At 61.0% G+C, this 19,454-nt stretch carries 16 protein-coding genes and 1 pseudogene; 12 read left to right on the forward strand and 5 right to left on the reverse strand.

Features of this window, described 5'->3' with window-relative positions:
- Position 1 precedes the first annotated feature (1 nt).
- The 10 genes from lpxB (at position 2) to ispD (ending at position 13,069) form a co-directional block, all read left to right on the forward strand.
- Positions 2 to 1,135 carry a lipid-A-disaccharide synthase gene (gene lpxB, locus E0D86_RS01720; protein WP_131648254.1) on the forward strand — a complete coding sequence of 378 codons (1,134 nt, stop codon included), beginning with the start codon at positions 2 to 4 and terminating at the stop codon, positions 1,133 to 1,135.
- Entirely contained in the window at positions 1,135 to 1,776 is a 642-nt protein-coding gene (gene rnhB, locus E0D86_RS01725; protein WP_131648255.1) for a ribonuclease HII, read from the forward strand. Before lpxB ends, rnhB begins: the two co-directional genes overlap by 1 nt.
- A 99-nt stretch (positions 1,777 to 1,875) precedes the next feature.
- Positions 1,876 to 5,397: a DNA polymerase III subunit alpha gene (gene dnaE / locus E0D86_RS01730; protein ID WP_131648256.1), complete on the forward strand. Its 3,522-nt coding sequence runs from the start codon at positions 1,876 to 1,878 to the stop codon at positions 5,395 to 5,397.
- A 188-nt stretch (positions 5,398 to 5,585) separates the two neighbouring features.
- Positions 5,586 to 6,536: an acetyl-CoA carboxylase carboxyltransferase subunit alpha gene (locus tag E0D86_RS01735; RefSeq protein WP_131648950.1), complete on the forward strand. Its 951-nt coding sequence runs from the start codon at positions 5,586 to 5,588 to the stop codon at positions 6,534 to 6,536.
- 120 nt (positions 6,537 to 6,656) lie between these two features.
- A complete protein-coding gene (gene tilS, locus E0D86_RS01740; protein WP_131648257.1) occupies positions 6,657 to 7,940 on the forward strand; it encodes a tRNA lysidine(34) synthetase TilS in 1,284 nt (427 codons plus the stop codon).
- 171 nt (positions 7,941 to 8,111) lie between these two features.
- The gene (locus E0D86_RS01745; RefSeq protein ID WP_131648258.1) at positions 8,112 to 9,743 is read left to right on the forward strand and encodes a CTP synthase; all 1,632 of its coding nucleotides are present in this window, start codon (positions 8,112 to 8,114) and stop codon (positions 9,741 to 9,743) included.
- Positions 9,740 to 10,585, forward strand: coding sequence for a 3-deoxy-8-phosphooctulonate synthase (gene kdsA / locus E0D86_RS01750; protein ID WP_131648259.1), 846 nt, complete (start codon positions 9,740 to 9,742; stop codon positions 10,583 to 10,585). Before E0D86_RS01745 ends, kdsA begins: the two co-directional genes overlap by 4 nt.
- 33 nt (positions 10,586 to 10,618) lie before the next feature.
- Positions 10,619 to 11,908 (forward strand): phosphopyruvate hydratase, encoded by a 1,290-nt coding sequence (eno, locus tag E0D86_RS01755; RefSeq protein WP_131648260.1) that lies wholly within the window; start codon positions 10,619 to 10,621, stop codon positions 11,906 to 11,908.
- A 181-nt stretch (positions 11,909 to 12,089) separates the two neighbouring features.
- Positions 12,090 to 12,368, forward strand: coding sequence for a cell division protein FtsB (ftsB, locus tag E0D86_RS01760; RefSeq protein WP_131648951.1), 279 nt, complete (start codon positions 12,090 to 12,092; stop codon positions 12,366 to 12,368).
- A gap of 8 nt (positions 12,369 to 12,376) precedes the next feature.
- Positions 12,377 to 13,069, forward strand: a complete 693-nt coding sequence (gene ispD, locus E0D86_RS01765) for a 2-C-methyl-D-erythritol 4-phosphate cytidylyltransferase (RefSeq protein WP_131648261.1) — start codon at positions 12,377 to 12,379, stop codon at positions 13,067 to 13,069.
- A 60-nt stretch (positions 13,070 to 13,129) separates the two neighbouring features.
- Here ispD and E0D86_RS01770 read toward each other — a convergent pair whose 3' ends face one another.
- The 3 genes and pseudogenes from E0D86_RS01770 to E0D86_RS01780 form a co-directional block, all read right to left on the reverse strand.
- Entirely contained in the window at positions 13,130 to 14,296 is a 1,167-nt protein-coding gene (locus tag E0D86_RS01770) for a hypothetical protein (protein WP_131648262.1), read from the reverse strand.
- An 82-nt stretch (positions 14,297 to 14,378) separates the two neighbouring features.
- Positions 14,379 to 14,681, reverse strand: a pseudogene (gene hpf, locus E0D86_RS01775) (ribosome hibernation-promoting factor, HPF/YfiA family); the annotation flags it as partial.
- Between the two features lie 132 nt (positions 14,682 to 14,813).
- Entirely contained in the window at positions 14,814 to 15,713 is a 900-nt protein-coding gene (locus E0D86_RS01780; protein WP_131648264.1) for a LysR family transcriptional regulator, read from the reverse strand.
- Positions 15,714 to 15,835: 122 nt separating this feature from the next.
- Here E0D86_RS01780 and E0D86_RS01785 point away from each other — a divergent pair, with 122 nt between their 5' ends.
- Together E0D86_RS01785 and fghA are read left to right on the forward strand one after the other, a co-directional pair.
- The gene (locus E0D86_RS01785) at positions 15,836 to 16,951 is read left to right on the forward strand and encodes an S-(hydroxymethyl)glutathione dehydrogenase/class III alcohol dehydrogenase (RefSeq protein ID WP_131648265.1); all 1,116 of its coding nucleotides are present in this window, start codon (positions 15,836 to 15,838) and stop codon (positions 16,949 to 16,951) included.
- A 93-nt stretch (positions 16,952 to 17,044) separates the two neighbouring features.
- Positions 17,045 to 17,890 carry an S-formylglutathione hydrolase gene (gene fghA, locus E0D86_RS01790; RefSeq protein ID WP_131648266.1) on the forward strand — a complete coding sequence of 282 codons (846 nt, stop codon included), beginning with the start codon at positions 17,045 to 17,047 and terminating at the stop codon, positions 17,888 to 17,890.
- A 90-nt stretch (positions 17,891 to 17,980) separates the two neighbouring features.
- On the opposite strand, the gene E0D86_RS01795 is transcribed toward fghA, so the two are convergent.
- Positions 17,981 to 19,030, reverse strand: a complete 1,050-nt coding sequence (locus tag E0D86_RS01795) for an alkene reductase (RefSeq protein WP_131648267.1) — start codon at positions 19,028 to 19,030, stop codon at positions 17,981 to 17,983.
- 26 nt (positions 19,031 to 19,056) lie between these two features.
- Positions 19,057 to 19,359: a helix-turn-helix transcriptional regulator gene (locus E0D86_RS01800; protein ID WP_131648268.1), complete on the reverse strand. Its 303-nt coding sequence runs from the start codon at positions 19,357 to 19,359 to the stop codon at positions 19,057 to 19,059.
- Positions 19,360 to 19,454 lie beyond the last annotated feature (95 nt).

The raw sequence follows: 19,454 nt of genomic DNA on the forward strand, positions 1-19,454 counted from the left end.
TATGTCCAGGCCGCTGACAGTCGCGCTGGTGGCCGGTGAGGCCTCTGGCGACATTCTTGGTTCGGGTCTGATGCAGGCGCTCAGAGCGCAGCACCCTGAGGTCGAATTCATTGGCGTGGGCGGTCCTCTCATGGAGGCGCAGGGGCTTAAATCCTATTTCCCGCTGGAACGTCTGGCGGTGATGGGATTGGTGGAGGTTCTCGGTCGGCTGCCCGAACTTCTTGCACGCCGCAAGCGTTTGCTGAAAACGCTGCTCGAAGTTCGCCCCGACGTGTTCATTGGTATAGACGCACCGGATTTCAACTTGGACCTGGCGCTCAAGCTGCGGCGCAACGGTATCAGGACTGTGCACTACGTCAGCCCCTCGGTATGGGCGTGGCGGCAGAAGCGCGTGATGAAGATCCGAGACGCCTGCGACCTGATGCTTACCCTTTTTCCGTTCGAGGCGAAGTTCTACGACGCGCATCAGGTCGCGGTGCGTTTCGTCGGGCATCCCTTGGCCGATACCATCCCGCTGGAGCCCGATCGCGCCGCGGCACGAGCTGCGTTGAACCTCCCGCAGGAAGGAATGATCGTTGCGCTGATGCCGGGTAGCCGAGGTGGCGAAGTGGGTCGTCTTGGCGAGCTTTTCCTCGACGCCGCTGACCGGCTGCGTTCGATGCGCCCCGGTATCCGCTTCGTCGTTCCCTGCGCCAGTCCCGAGCGTCGTGCACAGCTGGAACAAATGCTGGCTGGGCGTGACCTGCCGCTGACACTGCTCGATGGGCGGTCCCATGAGGCGCTGGCGGCGTGCAATGCGGTGCTGATCGCCTCTGGTACTGCGACGCTCGAGGCCTTGTTATTCAAGCGCCCGATGGTCGTGGCCTATAGCGTTGCGCCGTTGACCTTTCGCATCCTCAAACGCATGGTGAAAAGTCCGTACGTGTCATTACCCAATCTTCTTGCTCAGCGCTTGCTGGTGCCAGAGCTTCTGCAAGACGCCGCGACCCCGGGTGCCATGGCGCAACTGCTGTCGCCCCTGCTGGATAACGGCGATATACAAACCGAAGGCTTCGACGCCATCCATCGGACGCTGCGATGCGATGCGTCGAGTCAGGCCGCCAGTGCGGTACTCGAACTGGTCGAGGCAAGCTGATGCAGATCGGTCTCGATTTCAACCTCGTCGAAGAGCTGGTCGCTGGCGTCGACGAGGTCGGCCGCGGCCCCCTGTGCGGACCTGTCGTGACGGCTGCGGTGATTCTCGATCCCGCGCGGCCGATCGAAGGGCTCAATGATTCGAAGAAACTCACCGAAGCAAGGCGTGAAGCGCTTTTCGACGAGATATGCGCGAAGGCGCTCGCCTGGTGCATCGCCCGCGCCGAGGTACACGAGATCGACCAGCTGAACATCCTGCACGCTACCATGCTGGCGATGCAGCGAGCGGTCGAGGGGCTGAGTGTCACGCCGCGATTGGCCCTCATCGACGGCAATCGATGTCCGCAGCTGGCGGTGCCCAGCGCCCCGGTGATTCAGGGCGACGCCCAGGTGCCTGCCATCGCAGCCGCTTCGATCCTGGCGAAAGTCAGCCGTGACCGGGAGATGTGTGCGCTGGATCTATGCTATCCGGGCTACGGCCTGTCGGCTCACAAGGGGTACCCGACGCCGCATCATCTGGAAGCACTGCAACGGCTCGGTCCTACCGTCATCCATCGGCGCTCGTTTGCACCGGTACGCAATCTGCTGGAGCAGGCCGCCCTCGCAGAGTCTTCCAGCGTCATGGTTGCCTTACCGGTCTGAGCCGGCGCGTTACGCGACTGGTGATCACCCGTCGCCTACATCGTTCAGGCTTTCCGGTACAATTTGCGGCCTGTCGTTTCACCAGTTCAAGGTTCTTTCATGCCCGTCTCCTTCGTCCATCTTCGCCTGCACACCGAATATTCTCTGGTCGATGGTTTGGTGCGGGTCAAACCGCTGGTCAAGTCGGTTGCTGGCGCGGGCATGCCGGCGGTGGCCGTCACCGACCAGAGCAACATGTGCTCGCTGGTCAAGTTCTACAAAGCTGCTCAAGGAGCCGGGATCAAGCCGATCTGTGGTGCCGATATCTGGCTTGCCGGTCGCGACGAAGACGGCCCACTCAGTCGGCTGACGTTGCTGGCGATGAACGGCAAAGGTTATCGGAACCTCACCGAGTTGGTATCTCGCGGCTGGACCGAGGGGCAGCGCAACGATCAGATCATCATCGAGCGTGATTGGGTAAAGGCCGCAGCCGAAGGATTGATCGCGCTCTCCGGCGCAAAGGAAGGGGAAATTGGCCATGCCCTGCTCGCCGGTGAAGAGGCGGCAGCCGAGACATTGCTGGCCGAGTGGCAAGCGGTTTTCCCCCAGCGCTTTTATCTCGAGGTGCAGCGCACCAGTCGCGTCAATGATGAGGAGCATCTGCACGCGGCGGTCGCTCTGGCTCAGCGTTGTGACGTTCCGCTGGTGGCTACCAACGACGTGCGTTTTCTCAAACAGGAAGATTTCGAAGCCCACGAAACCCGTGTCTGTATCGGCGAGAGCCGCATCCTGGATGACTCACGGCGGCCGCGAAATTACTCCGATCAGCAGTACCTGAAAACGCCCGAGGAAATGTGGGAACTGTTCAGTGATCTGCCCGAGGCGTTGGAAAACACGGTCGAGATCGCCAGGCGCTGCAACATCGAAGTACAGCTGGGCACCTATTTCCTGCCGGACTTCCCCGTGCCGGATGGCATGACCATGGATGAGTATTTCCGCAAGGTCTCGTTCGAAGGGCTCGAAGAACGTCTTGAAGTGCTGCTGCCCAAGGACACGCCTGACTACGAGACGAAGAAGCAGGTCTATGTAGACCGGCTGAATTTCGAACTCGACATCATCATCCAGATGGGCTTTCCGGGTTACTTCCTGATCGTTATGGACTTCATCCAGTGGGCCAAGAACAACGGCGTGCCGGTGGGTCCCGGACGTGGCTCGGGCGCGGGTTCGCTGGTTGCCTACGTGCAGAAAATTACCGACCTCGACCCACTGGCCTACGATCTGCTGTTCGAACGCTTCCTCAACCCTGAGCGGATTTCCATGCCCGACTTCGACGTCGACTTCTGCATGGACGGCCGCGATCGGGTCATTGATTACGTGGCGGAAAAGTACGGCCGCAACGCGGTCAGCCAGATCATCACCTTTGGCACCATGGCCGCGAAGGCTGTGGTGCGAGACGTTGCGCGAGTCCAGGGCAAGTCCTATGGCCTGGCCGACCGACTGTCGAAGATGATTCCCTTCGAAGTCGGCATGACGCTGGAAAAAGCCTACGAGATGGAAGAGCCGCTCCGTGATTTCCTTGCCGTCGATGAAGACGCTCGGGAAATCTGGGACATGGCGCTCAAGCTCGAAGGCATTACCCGCGGTACCGGCAAGCACGCGGGCGGTGTGGTTATCGCGCCGACCAAACTCACGGATTTCGCGCCTATCGCCTGCGATGACGAGGGCGGCAGTCTGGTCACCCAGTTCGACAAGGACGACGTGGAGCAGGCCGGGCTGGTCAAGTTCGACTTCCTCGGCTTGCGTACCCTGACCATCATCAAATGGGCCATGGAGACGATCAATCGCGAGCAGGCCAAGAAGGGTCTGGAGCCGCTGAACATCGACTTCATCCCGCTGGACGACAAACCCACCTTCTCGCTGCTGCAGAAGGCCGAGACCACCGCGGTGTTCCAGCTCGAATCACGCGGCATGAAGGAGCTGATCAAGAAGCTCAAGCCGGACTGCCTGGAAGATCTGATCGCTCTGGTGGCGCTGTTCCGTCCGGGGCCGCTGCAGTCGGGCATGGTCGATGACTTCATCAACCGTAAGCACGGTCGTGCGGAGATTTCTTACCCGCACTCGGATTACCAGTACGAAGGCCTCAAGCCGGTGCTGGCGCCCACCTACGGCATCATCCTGTACCAGGAACAGGTGATGCAGATCGCTCAGGTGATGGGCGGCTACACGCTCGGCCAGGCTGACATGCTGCGCCGTGCTATGGGTAAGAAGAAACCCGAGGAGATGGCCAAGCAGCGCGGCGGCTTCATCGAGGGGTGTGCCAATAACGGCATTGACGCCGATCTGGCAGGCAACATTTTCGATCTGGTGGAGAAGTTTGCGGGCTACGGCTTCAACAAGTCGCACTCGGCTGCTTACGGTCTGGTTTCATACCAAACCGCCTGGCTCAAGGCGCATCATCCTTCGCCGTTCATGGCCGCGGTTCTGTCGGCGGATATGCACAACACCGATAAGGTGGTCACGCTGATCGAGGAATGTCGCAGCATGAAGCTGCGCATCGATGCGCCGGACGTGAACAACTCTGAGTTCAAGTTCACGGTCAGCGATGATGGACGGATCATCTACGGTCTTGGTGCGATCAAGGGTGTCGGCGAAGGTCCGGTAGAAGCGATTTGCGAATGCCGTAACGAGGGCGGTCCGTTCAAGGATCTGTTCGATTTCTGCAGTCGCGTCGACCTTAAGCGAATCAACAAGCGCACCCTGGAAGCGCTGATCCGAGGTGGCGCGCTGGATCGCCTCGGTCCTTATTTCTCAGATGAGCCCAAGGCATATCAAGCCAATATCGACCGCAACCGTGCGGTGCTCTTGTCGGCCATGGAGGAAGCTGTTCAGGCCGCCGAGCAGACGGCGCGTAGCGCGGAGAGTGGCCACATGGACCTGTTCGGCGGTCTGTTTGCCGAGCCTGAGGCAGATGTTTATGCCAACCATCGCAACGCGCGCGAACTGTCATTAAAGGAACGTCTGAAGGGCGAGAAAGATACGCTTGGGTTGTATTTGACCGGCCATCCGATCGATGAATACGAGGGCGAAGTTCGCCGCTTCGCCCGGCAGCGGATCGTCGATCTGCGCCCTGCACGTGGTGAGCAGACTATTGCCGGCTTGATCGTCAACCTGCGGGTAATGAAGAACAAGAAGGGCGACAAGATGGGCTTCATCACCCTCGATGATCGTTCGGGGCGGATCGAGGCCTCGCTGTTCGCCGAAGCTTTCAACAGCGCTCAGGCGCTGCTGCAGACTGACGCCCTGGTAGTAGTCGAGGGCGAGGTCAGTAACGACGACTTCTCCGGCGGTTTGCGTCTGCGCGCCAAGCGAGTCATGAGTCTTGAAGAGGCTCGTACCGGGCTGGCTGAGAGCTTGCGTGTCAAGGTCGCTGGCGATGCGCTGAAAGGCGACCGGGTGCGCTGGCTGGCCGATGTCTGCGGACGTCACCGCGGCGCCTGCCCGATCACATTGGAGTACACCGGAAGCGACGCGCGAGCGTTGTTGCAGTTCGGCGAGAGCTGGCGGATCGACCCGGCAGACAACTTGATTCAGGCATTGCGTGACCAGTTCGGGCGCGACAACGTCTTTTTGCAATACCGATAGCGGGACGTAACGGATCGGCGTGCCAATGCTGGTAGCCGGTCCGGATGACCGCCGATACGATCCGATACTGAATCGGTCAAAATTGCGAACATTTTTTGTTCGACCTGAATGCGTCCGTCCCGTAAGGTAGGGCGCAAAAAACGGAACAGCTTCCCGGCCGCCTGGCCGTCGACGCATGACGGATGACTATGAACCCGAATTTTCTCGATTTCGAACAGCCGATCGCCGACCTGCAAGCCAAGATCGAAGAATTGCGCCTGGTTGGTAACGACAACTCGCTGAATATTGGCGATGAGATTGCCAGACTGCAGGACAAGAGCGAGTCGCTCACTGAGAGCATTTTCGGCAATCTCACCAGCTGGCAGATCGCTCGTCTGGCTCGTCACCCGCAGCGCCCCTATACCCTCGATTACGTCAAACATCTGTTCACCGAGTTCGAAGAACTGCACGGTGACCGGCATTTCTCCGATGACGCCGCGATTGTTGGCGGTACGGCTCGCCTGAACGGTGAGCCGGTGATGATCATCGGGCATCAGAAGGGCCGCGAAGTCCGCGAGAAAGTGCGCCGCAACTTCGGCATGCCGCGTCCTGAAGGCTACCGCAAGGCCTGCCGTTTGATGGAAATGGCCGAGCGTTTCAAGATGCCGATCCTTACCTTCATCGATACGCCGGGTGCTTATCCGGGCATCGATGCAGAAGAGCGCAATCAGAGCGAGGCGATCGCTTGGAACCTTCGCGTGATGTCCCGCTTGAAGACGCCGATCATCGCGACTGTCATTGGTGAAGGCGGTTCCGGTGGCGCGTTGGCCATTGGTGTCTGCGATCAGTTGAACATGCTTCAGTATTCCACCTATGCGGTCATCTCTCCGGAAGGCTGTGCCTCGATTCTCTGGCGTACCGCCGAAAAGGCGCCGGAAGCAGCCGAGGCCATGGGCGTTACCGCCGAGCGTTTGAAAGATCTGGGCATCGTCGACAAGGTCATCCCTGAGCCATTGGGTGGCGCGCATCGGAATCCTGCGGTTACGGCCGCATCGTTGCGTGACGAGCTGACTTCGCAGCTTGAAATGCTCAAGGGCCTCGATACCGACGCGCTGCTGGCCCGTCGCTATGACCGTCTGATGAGCTACGGTATCGCTTGAGCGTGACGGCATGACAAAAACGGCGGGCATAGGCCCGCCGTTTCTTTTTGCAGGTCAGGCGGCGCTGCTTCGCGCGTTTTCAGCCCATCCTTGGCGTTTCGCCTTTCCGAGCGTATGCGCATGGCACTTGAATCTCATCTTCTTTGCTTTCTGAAACCGTGGCTCAATGCGCCGGCATGGCGTGTTGCCTTTTCTGGAGGGCTGGATTCGACCGTGCTGCTCACTGCATTGGTCTATCTGCGGCGGCAGCACCGGTTGCCGCCGCTCAGTGCCATTCATGTTCATCATGGCTTGCAGGCGGTGGCCGATGGCTGGCCTGCACAGTGCGCGAAGATCTGCGATGGCTTGGGTGTTCCGCTTGAAGTCGTGCCGGTGCAGGTAGCGGCAGGCGCGAGTATCGAGCGCGCCGCCCGAGTGGCTCGCTACAAAGCTTTCGCCGACAGACTTGGCGAGGATGAGGTGCTGCTCATGGCTCAGCACCAGGATGACCAAGCCGAAACACTGCTGTTTCGTATGCTGCGGGGCGCCGGCGTGCGCGGTCTTGGCGCGATGCGAGTGAGTCGCGAGCTAGGGCAGGGCAAGCTGGTGCGGCCGTTACTCGCGATCGATCGGGCCGATTTGGAATCCTACGCTCGCACGCAACAGTTGGAGTGGATCGAAGATCCCTCCAACGCAAGCCTTGTGCATTCGCGCAACTACCTTCGCCACCAGGTGATGCCGGTGCTGAAACAGCGCTGGCCGCGCGCGCCGTCCAGTATGGCTCGAACCGCGGGGCATCTGGCCGAAGCGCAGGCGCTGCTCGATGAGCTCGCCGAGATGGATCTACTGGCGGCTCGCGCGCCGGAAAGCTGGTCATGGCTGCCCCTGCCGAGCCTGGACTTATCGGTACTGCGCTCACTGAGTTCGGCTAGACAGCGCAATGCGCTACGCCACTGGCTGGCTGAGTTCACGCTGTTGCCGGATACCGACCACTGGGCCGGCTGGGAGGCGCTGCGCGATGCCGCTGTGGATGCTACGCCCCGCTGGCGTTTGGAGGGCGGCGAGCTTCATCGTGCCGGAAACCGGCTGTGGTGGCTTTCCGGGCCCTGGCTCGAAGCGGTCGAAGGTGCGTTTCCGTGGAAGCGAAGGGTCACCACGCTGGCATTGCCCGCTAACGGCGCGGTGAGCCTCGAAGGAGCGATGCAGGGCGCGTTCGAGATTCGTTATCGGCAGGGCGGCGAGAGCATGGCACTGTCCGGACGTGGCAGACGCGATCTGAAGCGCCTGCTCAACGAAGTCCAGGTGCCGGGATTCGTCCGCTCACGCCTGCCGCTGCTCTATCTCGATGGCGAGCTGGTTGCCGTTGCCAATCTGCCGCAATTCGATACCGCCCAGGTGTCACTCGTCTGGACGCCACCAGTGTGATGCGCGTTTGAGCTGATGGGGTCTTTCCAGTAGACTACGCTCCCGTCTCAATACAGCTTCTGCGGTTTCTTCGAATCCGTGGCAGTTGAGCTATTGCCGCTCGATGCGCAATGGCACCTTCGCTTTCCCCCGGCGGCGCCAGCCGCTTAACGCAGACTTCTAGGGTTTTTCATGACGCGCTACATCTTCGTCACGGGTGGTGTTGTTTCTTCATTGGGGAAAGGCATCGCCTCGGCATCCTTGGCGGCCATCCTGGAGGCGCGGGGCCTGAAGGTCACGATGCTCAAGCTGGACCCTTACATCAACGTCGATCCGGGCACCATGAGCCCGTTCCAGCACGGTGAGGTGTTCGTCACCCATGACGGCGCCGAGACCGACCTCGACCTGGGCCATTACGAGCGTTTCATTCGCACGCGTATGACCCAGAACAACAACTTCACCACCGGCCGCGTCTATGAGGACGTGCTGCGCCGCGAGCGCCGTGGTGATTACCTTGGCGCGACCATCCAGGTCATTCCGCACATCACCGACGAGATCAAGCGTCGCGTCATCAAGGGCGCCGGCGATGCCGACGTGGCTCTGGTGGAAGTGGGCGGTACCGTGGGCGACATCGAGTCGCAGCCGTTCCTCGAGGCGATCCGTCAGCTGCGTGTGGAAGTCGGCGCCAAGCGCGCCATGCTGATGCACCTGACACTGGTGCCCTATATCGCCACCGCTGGCGAAACCAAGACCAAACCGACTCAGCATTCGGTGAAGGAGCTGCGTTCCATTGGCCTGCAGCCGGATGTACTGGTGTGCCGTTCGGAAGTGCCGATCGACCTGTCCTCGCGGCGCAAGATCGCCCTGTTCACCAACGTCGAAGAGCGTGCGGTGATCAGCCTGCCGGACGCCGACACCATCTACAAGATTCCCGGCATGCTGCATGCGCAGGGGCTGGATGATTTTGTCGTCGAGCGCTTCGGCCTAGAGTGCGGCGGCGCCGACCTCTCCGAGTGGGACCGCGTGGTCGATGCCAAGCTGAACCCGGAAAAAGAAGTGACCATCGCCATGGTCGGCAAGTACATGGAACTTCTGGACGCCTACAAATCTCTGATCGAGGCAATGAGCCACGCTGGCATCCAGAGCCGTACCAAAGTGAATCTGCGTTATATCGACTCCGAGGACATCGAGAACCAGGGCACCGGCCTGCTGGAAGGCATGGACGCGATTCTGGTGCCGGGCGGCTTCGGTCTGCGCGGCGTGGAAGGCAAGATCGCCACCGTCAAATACGCTCGCGAGAACAAGATTCCCTATCTGGGCATCTGTCTCGGCATGCAGGTGGCGGTAATCGAGTTCGCCCGTGACGTACTCGGCTGGACCGACGCCAACTCTACGGAATTCGACAAGGACAGCACCCACCCGGTGGTGGGCTTGATCACTGAGTGGGCTGATGCCACCGGCGCCGTGGAAACTCGCACCGATGCTTCCGACCTGGGCGGCACCATGCGCCTGGGCGCCCAGGAGTGCGGTCTCGAAGCCGGCTCGAACGTTTTTGCCTGCTATGGCGCGGAGCGCATCGTCGAGCGTCACCGCCATCGCTACGAAGTGAACAACAACCTGCTGCCGCAGTTGCAGGAGGCTGGCCTGAAGATCACCGGTCGCTCCGGCGACGGTGCGCTGGTGGAGGTTGTCGAGGCGCCAGACCATCCCTGGTTCGTGGCCTGCCAGTTCCACCCCGAATTCACCTCCACGCCCCGTGACGGTCATCCGCTGTTCAGCGGATTCGTCCAGGCAGCGCTGGATTACAAGGCGGGCAAGGCATGAGTCAGAAGACCATCCGCGTCGGCAACATCGAGATCGCCAACGACAAGCCGTTCGTGCTGTTCGGCGGCATGAACGTGCTGGAGTCCCGCGACCTGGCGCTGCAGATTTGCGAAGCCTATGTGAAGGTGACCGAGAAGCTCGGTATTCCGTACATCTTCAAGGCAAGCTTCGACAAGGCCAATCGCTCCTCGATCAACTCCTTCCGTGGTCCAGGCCTGGAAGAAGGCATGCGCATCTTCGAAGAGGTAAAGAAGACCTTCGGCGTGCCGGTGATCACCGATGTACACGAACCCCATCAGGCGCAGCCGGTGGCTGAGGTCTGCGACATCATCCAGCTGCCGGCTTTCCTGTCGCGGCAGACCGATCTGGTCGTCGCCATGGCCAAGACCGGTGCGGTGATCAACATCAAGAAGGCTCAGTTTCTCGCACCACAGGAAATGAAGCACATCCTCGCCAAATGCGAGGAAGCCGGTAACGATCAATTGATTCTCTGCGAGCGTGGCTCGTCCTTCGGCTACAACAATCTGGTCGTCGACATGCTCGGCTTCGACATCATGAAGCGGATGCGGTATCCGGTGATTTTCGATGTCACTCATGCGTTGCAGATGCCTGGCGGCCGTGCCGATTCTGCCGGCGGTCGTCGCGCCCAGGTTGCCGATCTGGCCAAGGCTGGACTCAGCCAGGGACTTGCCGGATTGTTCCTCGAAGCGCATCCCGATCCAGACAATGCCAAGTGCGATGGCCCGTGCGCCTTGCGCCTCGATAAGCTCGAACCTTTCCTCACCCAACTCAAACAGTTGGATGATCTGATCAAGAATTTTTCGCCAATCGAAACTGCTTGAAGCCTTGAAGCTATCTACGGAGTGTTAATAAAAATGGCAAAGATCGTCGACATCAAAGGGCGTGAAGTTCTCGACTCCCGCGGCAATCCCACCGTGGAAGCGGACGTTATCCTCGATAACGGCATCATCGGTAGCGCCTGTGCGCCGTCCGGTGCGTCCACTGGTTCGCGCGAAGCGCTGGAACTGCGTGATGGCGACAACAGCCGTTATATGGGCAAAGGCGTGCTGAAGGCTATCGGCAACATCAATGGTCCGATTCGCGATCGGCTGCTGGGCAAGGACCCTGTCGACCAGAAAGCCCTGGATCGCGCGATGATCGAGCTGGACGGCACCGACAACAAGGCCAAGCTGGGCGCCAACGCCATCCTCGCCGTGTCCCTGGCTGCCGCCAAGGCTGCTGCCCAGGATCAGGACCTGCCGCTCTACGCGCACATCGCCAACCTCAACGGCACGCCGGGCCAGTACTCCATGCCGGTGCCGATGATGAACATCATCAACGGCGGCGAGCATGCCGACAACAACGTCGACATCCAGGAATTCATGGTGCAGCCGGTCGGCGCCAAGACATTTGCCGATGCCCTGCGCATGGGTACTGAAATCTTCCATAACCTCAAGGCCGTGCTGAAAGCCCGCGGCCTGAGCACTTCCGTAGGTGACGAAGGTGGCTTCGCGCCGAACCTGGCGTCCAACGAAGATGCCCTGGCAGCTATCGCCGAAGCCGTCGAGAAAGCCGGCTACAAGCTGGGTACCGACGTGACCCTGGCGCTAGACTGCGCATCGAGTGAGTTCTACAAGGACGGCAAGTACGACCTGGCTGGCGAAGGCAAGGCATTCGACGCCGCAGGTTTCGCCGACTACCTGGCTGGTCTGTCCGAGCGCTATCCGATCATCTCCATCGAAGACGGCATGGATGAGTCCGACTGGGACGGCTGGAAGGTCCTGACCGACAAGATCGGCAGCAAGGTTCAGCTGGTCGGCGATGATCTGTTCGTGACCAACACCAAGATCCTCAAAGAAGGTATCGAGAAAGGCATCGGTAACTCGATCCTGATCAAGTTCAACCAGATCGGCTCGCTGACCGAGACTCTCGAAGCCATCCAGATGGCCAAGGCCGCCGGCTACACCGCGGTGATCTCGCACCGTTCCGGCGAAACCGAAGACCACACCATCGCTGACCTGGCTGTTGGTACTGCCGCAGGTCAGATCAAGACTGGCTCGCTGTGCCGCTCGGACCGCGTGTCCAAGTACAACCAGCTGCTGCGTATCGAAGAGCAGCTCGGCGGAAAAGCGGCCTATAAGGGGCGTGCCGAGTTTCGCGGCTAATACTTCGCATGCTAGAAAGGGGCGGCGTTAGTCGCCCTTTTTTGTGGATAACGTTTAGCACTGATAAGGTCGTCGCCGAAATGAGGCGATGCGCCCGCCAGCAAAGGAAAGCCAGGCCATGTCGCTGACCGCTGCCTATATCTCGTCATCTGAAACCAACCGAAGCCGTTCCATGCCGTCCATGCGTAGCCCCTACTGGTTGTTCGTCGTTTTGATCCTGTTGTTGGGCGGTCTTCAGTACCGTCTGTGGGTGGGCGAGGGGAGCCTCGCTCAGGTCAGTGGACTGAACAAGCAGATCGCTGAACAGCAGGGCGAGAACCAGCGCCTGCTCGAGCGCAATCGCATCCTCGAGGCTGAGGTGATGGAGCTCAAGCAAGGTATGGAAACTGTCGAAGAGCGTGCTCGACAGGAGCTTGGGATGGTCAAGGAAGGCGAGACGCTATTCCAGCTCACGGAGTAAAGACGGCCATGTTCCCGGAGTTCTGGACCGTGATACCGGCCGCCGGTGTCGGCAGCCGCATGCGCGCCGATCGGCCTAAGCAATACCTGCCCTTGGCCGGCAAGAGCGTCATCGAACATACACTCAGCTGTTTTCTCGACCATCCCGGTTTGCTTGGGTTGGTCGTCAGCCTGGCCGCCGATGATCCGTACTGGGCGAATCTGGACTGCGCCAAGGACCCTCGCATTCAACGCGCTGACGGCGGCGCCGAGCGCGCCGACTCGGTACTGGCTGGGTTGCACCGTCTGTCCGAGCAGGGCGCACGAGACGGCGATTGGGTGCTGGTGCATGATGCCGCTCGGCCCAATCTCTCGCGTCAGGATCTCGACAAACTGCTGGTCGAACTGGGCGACGATCCAGTCGGTGGGCTACTCGCCGTACCGGCCCGGGACACATTGAAACGAGCGGGTACCGACGGACGGGTCGTGGAAACCATCGATCGCAGCGTGATATGGCAGGCTTTCACACCGCAAATGTTTCGCCTCGGGGCGTTACGCGATGCGCTTGCCAATGTGCTCGAAGCTGGCGCAGCCGTTACTGATGAAGCGTCCGCGCTGGAATGGGCGGGATTCAGTCCGCGACTGGTAGAAGGGCGCTCGGATAATTTGAAGATTACGCGTCCGGAAGATCTGCAATGGCTGCAACAGCGCTGGCAATCGTGATTGCGCAGCGCTGTGCATCCTGAAACGCGATTCTTTCGCAACTTCGTGGCAGATGGCTTACTAGTAGCGGTATATCGCCGCCGCGCCGCTCGCGGTTGGCATACGCTCGGTGGGTACCGAGATCACTTCGCCGCCTTGCTCCAGCGTCCAGATCGTCAACTCGTCGAGCAGATCGGGCGTGGTGGCGGACTCATCGTCGACCGCCATCGCTTTGCCTTCCTGCTTGTCCGCCATCCCTGGTATCTGCCGATCAGCTTCGACCAGCAACGTCGCCACCCGTCCTTCCAGGGTCGCCTGGCCGATCTGTTCGAGCTGATCGGTGGCCAGGCCCTGACCATGCGATTCGCCGTACTGGTTGATAAAGCCTTCGAGGCGTTTGATGTAACGCGGCTGCATGACCATCCAGCTTTTTTCCCGCAGCTCTTTCTGGCTGAGCAGCGAAACATCGCTCTCGATGCCCTCAGGTAGCAGTAGATCGTTGTGACTGTGCTTGCGGAAATGCGACTGATGCTCGGGGAGTGCGGCAAGAATCAACGGTAGCCGGGTCTTGCGGCTATGGTGTTCGAGGATGGCGCGATCCACCTCACGGAAGAAGCGCTCGCGATCCCGATCGATCTCGTCCTGCCGACCGGCTCCGCCGCTCTCGACCTGCATCGCATCTCCGCGTTCGCTGGCGCGGCCATAGCCTTGAGCGAATCCGGTCTGGCCCTTCTCGGTTAGTTCGCGCCCAAGCGCCTCTTCCACGGTTTTTGGTACACCCTCGGCAAGCGGAACTTCATCGACACCGTCACGGTTGCCTTCGAACAGGCGCACCGAATCCAGTGTTATCGCGAGGATCTGGTAGCGGTCGGCGGATTGGGCGATGCGCAGCAGCGGCTTAAGGTGCATACGATCGTTGGCGACCGCCAGCTCCGGTACGTTGCGCTGGAGACGGAACACCTCGAAATAGTCCTTGGCGCCGAACACAGCCAGTCCGTCGCGGTTGGAATTCCAGAAATCGACATCATCGATCAGCGCATAAAACGGCTCGAGCAGCGATTTGGCCTGATCGCCTCGGCCTTGCTGTTTGAGGGAGTCTTCCAGCTGTCGCACTAGATGCTTGAAGCGGATCGGGTCTTGCTGGCGCTCGGGAAAGCTACGGTGGGTGGGCTGGTATAGCGACAGGCAGGGTGCCTCGCGCTTCGCCAGCAGCTGGGACATGGTTTCACGATCGAGCAATCTGTTCATGCATGGCCTCTTTCGTAGTCGGGTGGTTCGGTCCCTCGGGCATTGACGGCCTGGTTCGGCAAGTGACGGGTCAGTGATGGTTGAGTTTGTCCAGGGCATGCGCCAGGGCATGGTTGAGCTTTTCCGCGGCTCCGTCGATTGCGAGCGTCATGGAGTCCGCCTTGTGGGTGGCCGAAATCGGCTCATGGCCTTTCACTCGGGCTTCCATCTGGCAACGCTTGTCCTGAGGTCCGCTTTTACCGCTGTTCTCATCGTTGAGATGAACTTCGACTCGGGTCAGCTGATCATCGAAACGCTCCAGTTCGCTCTCCACGGTTGCCTTCACGTGTTCCTCGAGGTTGCTGGTTACGCTGACGCTGTGATTGCTGTTCACCAGAATCTGCATGATGTCCTCCTGATTGAATCGCCGGGCAGCTCCAGGCAAAACGCAAAGGGCACCGGCTACACAATATCGACGTAGCCTACGGAGGCGGGTTCCTCCCGAAATGGGCAGTCAGACGCGCGGCGCCGTAGCACCTCAGTTGCGTCCGCTGCGGTATTCCGGGCGATTGGCCAGGCCTTCCTTCAATGCCTGGATCAGCAGGCGCACCTTCGGTAGCGGATAGCGGCGCTGCGGGTAGACGGCCCAGACGGCGGTATTGGGTGGCTGATTGGCTTCCAGCAGCGACACCAGCTCACCTCGGCGCAGCGGCTCCTGCACGTAATAGTCCGGCAACTGGCACAGGCCGAAGCCGCGCAGAGCGGCGTCCAGCACCGCCTGACCGCTGTTGCAGCGCCAGTTGCCGCTGGGCTTGAACGGCTGTTCGCGGCCGTCGACCTGCAGCATCCAGGTATCGCCCGTGCCCACCAGGCAGTTGTGTCGCGCCAGCTCGGAAAGCGTGTGCGGGCGTCCGTAGCGTTCGAGGTAGGCCGGTGCGGCGCACAGGTACATGGCGCGTGGCGCGATGCGGGTCGCCACCAGCCGCGACTCGCCGAGGCGGCCCAGGCGGATGGCCAGATCGAAGCCCTCCTGCACCATGTCCAAAGTGCGGTTGGACAGTTCTATCTCCACCCGCAACTGTGGATGCTGCGCCATGAAGTCGTTCACCAGCGGCACGATGAAGCGCTCGCCGTATGCCACGGCTGCGGTCATGCGCAACAGACCGGTGGGCGCCGTGTGCAGATCGCTAATGGCATGGAAGGCTTCGTCGCGTTCTTCGATCAAGCGCTGGCAGCGCGCCAGGAAGGTGTGGCCGGCTTCGGTCAGCGAGACGCGACGCGTGGTGCGGTAGAGCAGGCGGGCCTGCAAGCGCTCTTCCAGGCGCGCCACCTGGCGGCTGACATGCGAAGAAGACACTCGCAACTGCTCGGCGGCGCGCATGAAGCTGCCACATTCGGCTACGGCGGCGAACTCGTCGAGACCTTCCCAGCGGTTCATGTCGGGCTCCTGTTTGAAGAACTTGATTATCCCTGTGCGGCAACAATGTTTTCGCGTTTAGCTCATTAACCCAGCGTAAGGATGAAACTACACTTTGCTTCATTCACCAAGAGGAGTCCTTCATGACCATCAAATCTCGCGCCGCCGTCGCCTTCGCCCCCAACCAGCCTCTGCAGATCGTCGAAGTAGATGTCGAGCCGCCCAAGGCTGGCGAGGTACTGGTGCGCATCGTTGCCACCGGCGTTTGCCATACCGACGCTTACACCCTGTCCGGTGAGGATTCCGAAGGTGTGTTTCCCTGCATTCTCGGCCACGAAGGTGGTGGCATCGTCGAGGCCGTGGGCGAGGGCGTGACTTCGGTGGCGGTGGGTGACCACGTGATCCCGCTGTATACCGCCGAGTGCCGCCAGTGCAAGTTCTGCACCTCCGGCAAGACCAACCTCTGCAGCTCGGTACGCGCCACCCAGGGCAAGGGCCTGATGCCGGACGGCACCACCCGTTTCAGCTACCAGGGCCAGCCGATCTACCACTACATGGGCACCTCGACCTTTTCCGAGTACACGGTGCTGCCTGAAGTCTCGGTCGCGAAGATTCCCAAGGAAGCGCCGCTGGACAAGGTCTGCCTGCTGGGCTGCGGCGTCACTACCGGCATCGGTGCGGTGCTTAACACCGCCAAGGTGGAGGCGGGCGCGACGGTGGCCATCTTCGGTCTCGGTGGCATCGGCCTGGCGGCAATCATCGGCGCGAAGATGGCTGGCGCCAGCCGTATCATCGCCATCGACATCAACCCCTCCAAGTTCCCCATCGCCGAAGAGCTGGGCGCGACCGACTTCGTCAATCCGAAGGATCACGACAGGCCGATTCAGGAAGTCATCGTCGAGATGACTGACGGCGGTGTGGACTACAGTTTCGAGTGCGTCGGCAACGTGCAGCTGATGCGCGCCGCGCTGGAATGCGCGCACAAGGGCTGGGGCGAGTCGATCATCATCGGCGTCGCCGGTGCGGGGCAGGAGATCAGCACCCGTCCGTTCCAGCTGGTCACTGGTCGCGTCTGGCGCGGCAGCGCCTTCGGTGGCGTCAAGGGCCGCACCGAACTGCCCAGCTACGTCGAAAAGTCCCAGAGCGGCGAAATCCCGCTGGATACCTTCATCACCCACAACATGGGGCTGGATGAGATCAACCAGGCGTTCGACCTAATGCATGAAGGCAAGAGCATCCGCACCGTCATTCATTTCTGATCGTAGGGGTGGATAACGCCGTCGTCAGACGGTTTATTCACCTCGACTGGTGGAAAACGCTTCGCGGTTTTCCACCCTACGCGAGGCATAGCCATGACCCTTGAAAACATTTCCTGCCAGAAAAGCTTCGGCGGCTGGCACAAACGCTACCGTCACCGCTCCAGCAGCCTGAACTGCGACATGGTGTTCGCCGTGTACCTGCCGCCGCAGGCGGAACAGGGCGAGAAGCTGCCGGTGCTGTACTGGCTGTCGGGCCTGACCTGCACCGACGAGAACTTCATGCAGAAGGCCGGTGCGCAGCAATTGGCTGCCGAGCTGGGGCTGATCATCGTCGCACCCGATACCAGCCCGCGTGGGCCGGACGTGCCGGACGACCCGGACGGTGCCTGGGATTTCGGCCTGGGCGCAGGCTTCTATCTGAACGCCACCCAGCAGCCCTGGGCGCAGCACTACCGCATGTACGACTACGTGGTCGGCGAGCTGCCGGCGCTGATTGAGGCGAATTTTCCGGTGTCCGACAGGCGCGGCATCAGTGGGCACTCCATGGGCGGCCACGGTGCGCTGGTCTGTGCGCTGAAGAATCCGGGACGTTATCAATCGGTTTCGGCCTTCGCGCCCATCACCAATCCCGCCAGTTGCCCCTGGGGCGAGAAGGCGTTTTCCCGCTATTTGGGCGAGGGCCGCTCGCGCTGGTGCGAATGGGATGCCTGCGCGCTGTTGGCCGAAGCCGGCGAGAAGCTACCGCTGCTGGTGGATCAGGGCGACCGCGACGACTTCATGGAAAGCCAGCTCAAGCCCGAGGCGCTGGAGGCTGCGGCCAAAGCGGCAGGACATCCGCTGACGCTACGGATACAGCCGGGCTACGACCACAGCTACTACTTCATCGCCAGCTTCATTGATGATCATCTGCGACATCATGCCGAGGCGTTGAGATCCTGACAGGAGGGCGTTCCCCCGCGGGAGTGGGAACGATCAACACGAAAAAAGGCCCGACCGGAATAACCGGCCGGGCCTTTCCACCGCTGGGAGCTAGAGCGATGGATAATCGGTGTAGCCCTCTGCGCCCTGGGCGTAGAACAGCTCAGGCTTGGGCTCGTTGAGCGGCGCATCCTGGCGCAGGCGCTTGACCAGGTCCGGGTTGGCGATATAAGGAATGCCGAAGGCCACCGCGTCGGCTTTCCCGTCGCCCAGCCAGGCGTTGGCCTGTTCGCCAGTGAAACGCTCATTGGCGATGTAGTTGCCGCCGAAGATCTGCTTCAACTGCGGGCCGAGGCTGTCTTCGCCGGCTTTTTCACGCGTGCAGATGAATGCGATGCCGCGCTTGCCAAGCTCGCGAGCCACGTAGCCAAAGGTCTCGGCGCGGTTGGAGTCGCCCATATCGTGGGAGTCTGCGCGCGGTGCCAAGTGCATGCCGACGCGGCCGGCACCCCAAACGCTGATCGCGGCATCGGTGACTTCCAACATCAGGCGTGCGCGGTTTTCCAGCGAGCCGCCGTACTGGTCGGTACGCTGGTTGGTGCTGTCCTGCAGGAACTGGTCGAGCAGATAGCCATTGGCGCCGTGGATTTCCACGCCGTCGAAGCCCGCCTCCTTGGCATTCTCGGCGCCTTTGCGGTAGGCCTCGACGATGCCTGCTATTTCTTCGGTTTCCAGCGCGCGCGGGGTCTCGTAATCCTTCATCGGCCGTACCAGGCTCACATGCCCGGCCGGCTTGATGGCGCTAGGGGCGACCGGCAGCTGGCCGTCGAGGTAGAGCGGGTCGGAGATGCGGCCGACATGCCAGAGCTGCAGCACGATCTTGCCACCCTTGGCATGCACGGCATCGGTGATCTTCTTCCAGCCCTGCACCTGCTCGGCGGACCAGATGCCGGGCGTGTCCGGGTAACCGACGCCCATGGGCGTTACCGAGGTGGCTTCGCTGATGATCAGGCCAGCATCGGCGCGCTGGGCGTAGTATTCGACCATCAGCTCGCCCGGTACGCGGCCGGGCTCGGCGCGGCAGCGGGTCAGGGGCGCCATGATGACGCGGTTGGCCAGTTCCAGCTCGCCAATGCGGATCGGATCGAAAAGTGTGGGCATGGTGGTGTTGCTCCTTATATAGGGATTCAGAGTTCCTGGCCGATGCGGGCCAGAAAGTCCTGGATGACCGGCTCATTGCGTTGAAAGAAATGCCACTGGCCGACTTTGCGGCTGGTAATCAACCCGGCTCGCTGCAGGGTGGCCAAGTGGGCCGATACCGTCGATTGCGAAAGACCGGCCCGCTGGTCGATCTGTCCGGCGCAGACGCCGTTCTCCAGGGAGTGATGCTGCTCGGAAAAGTACCGTTGCGGCTCCTTCAGCCACTGCAGGATGTCCCGGCGCAGCGGGTGGGCGAGGGCCTTGATGATGTCGTCGAAATTGTCGGGCATGTGTTCGTCTGGTTCGGTATATCGCGATGGAGCGAACTATATATCGTCGAATCACGATATGAGATCGTTTCGGTTGATGGTGACTATCGTGCTCG

This window comes from Pseudomonas sp. IC_126 (assembly GCF_004331835.1).
Classification (GTDB): domain Bacteria; phylum Pseudomonadota; class Gammaproteobacteria; order Pseudomonadales; family Pseudomonadaceae; genus Stutzerimonas.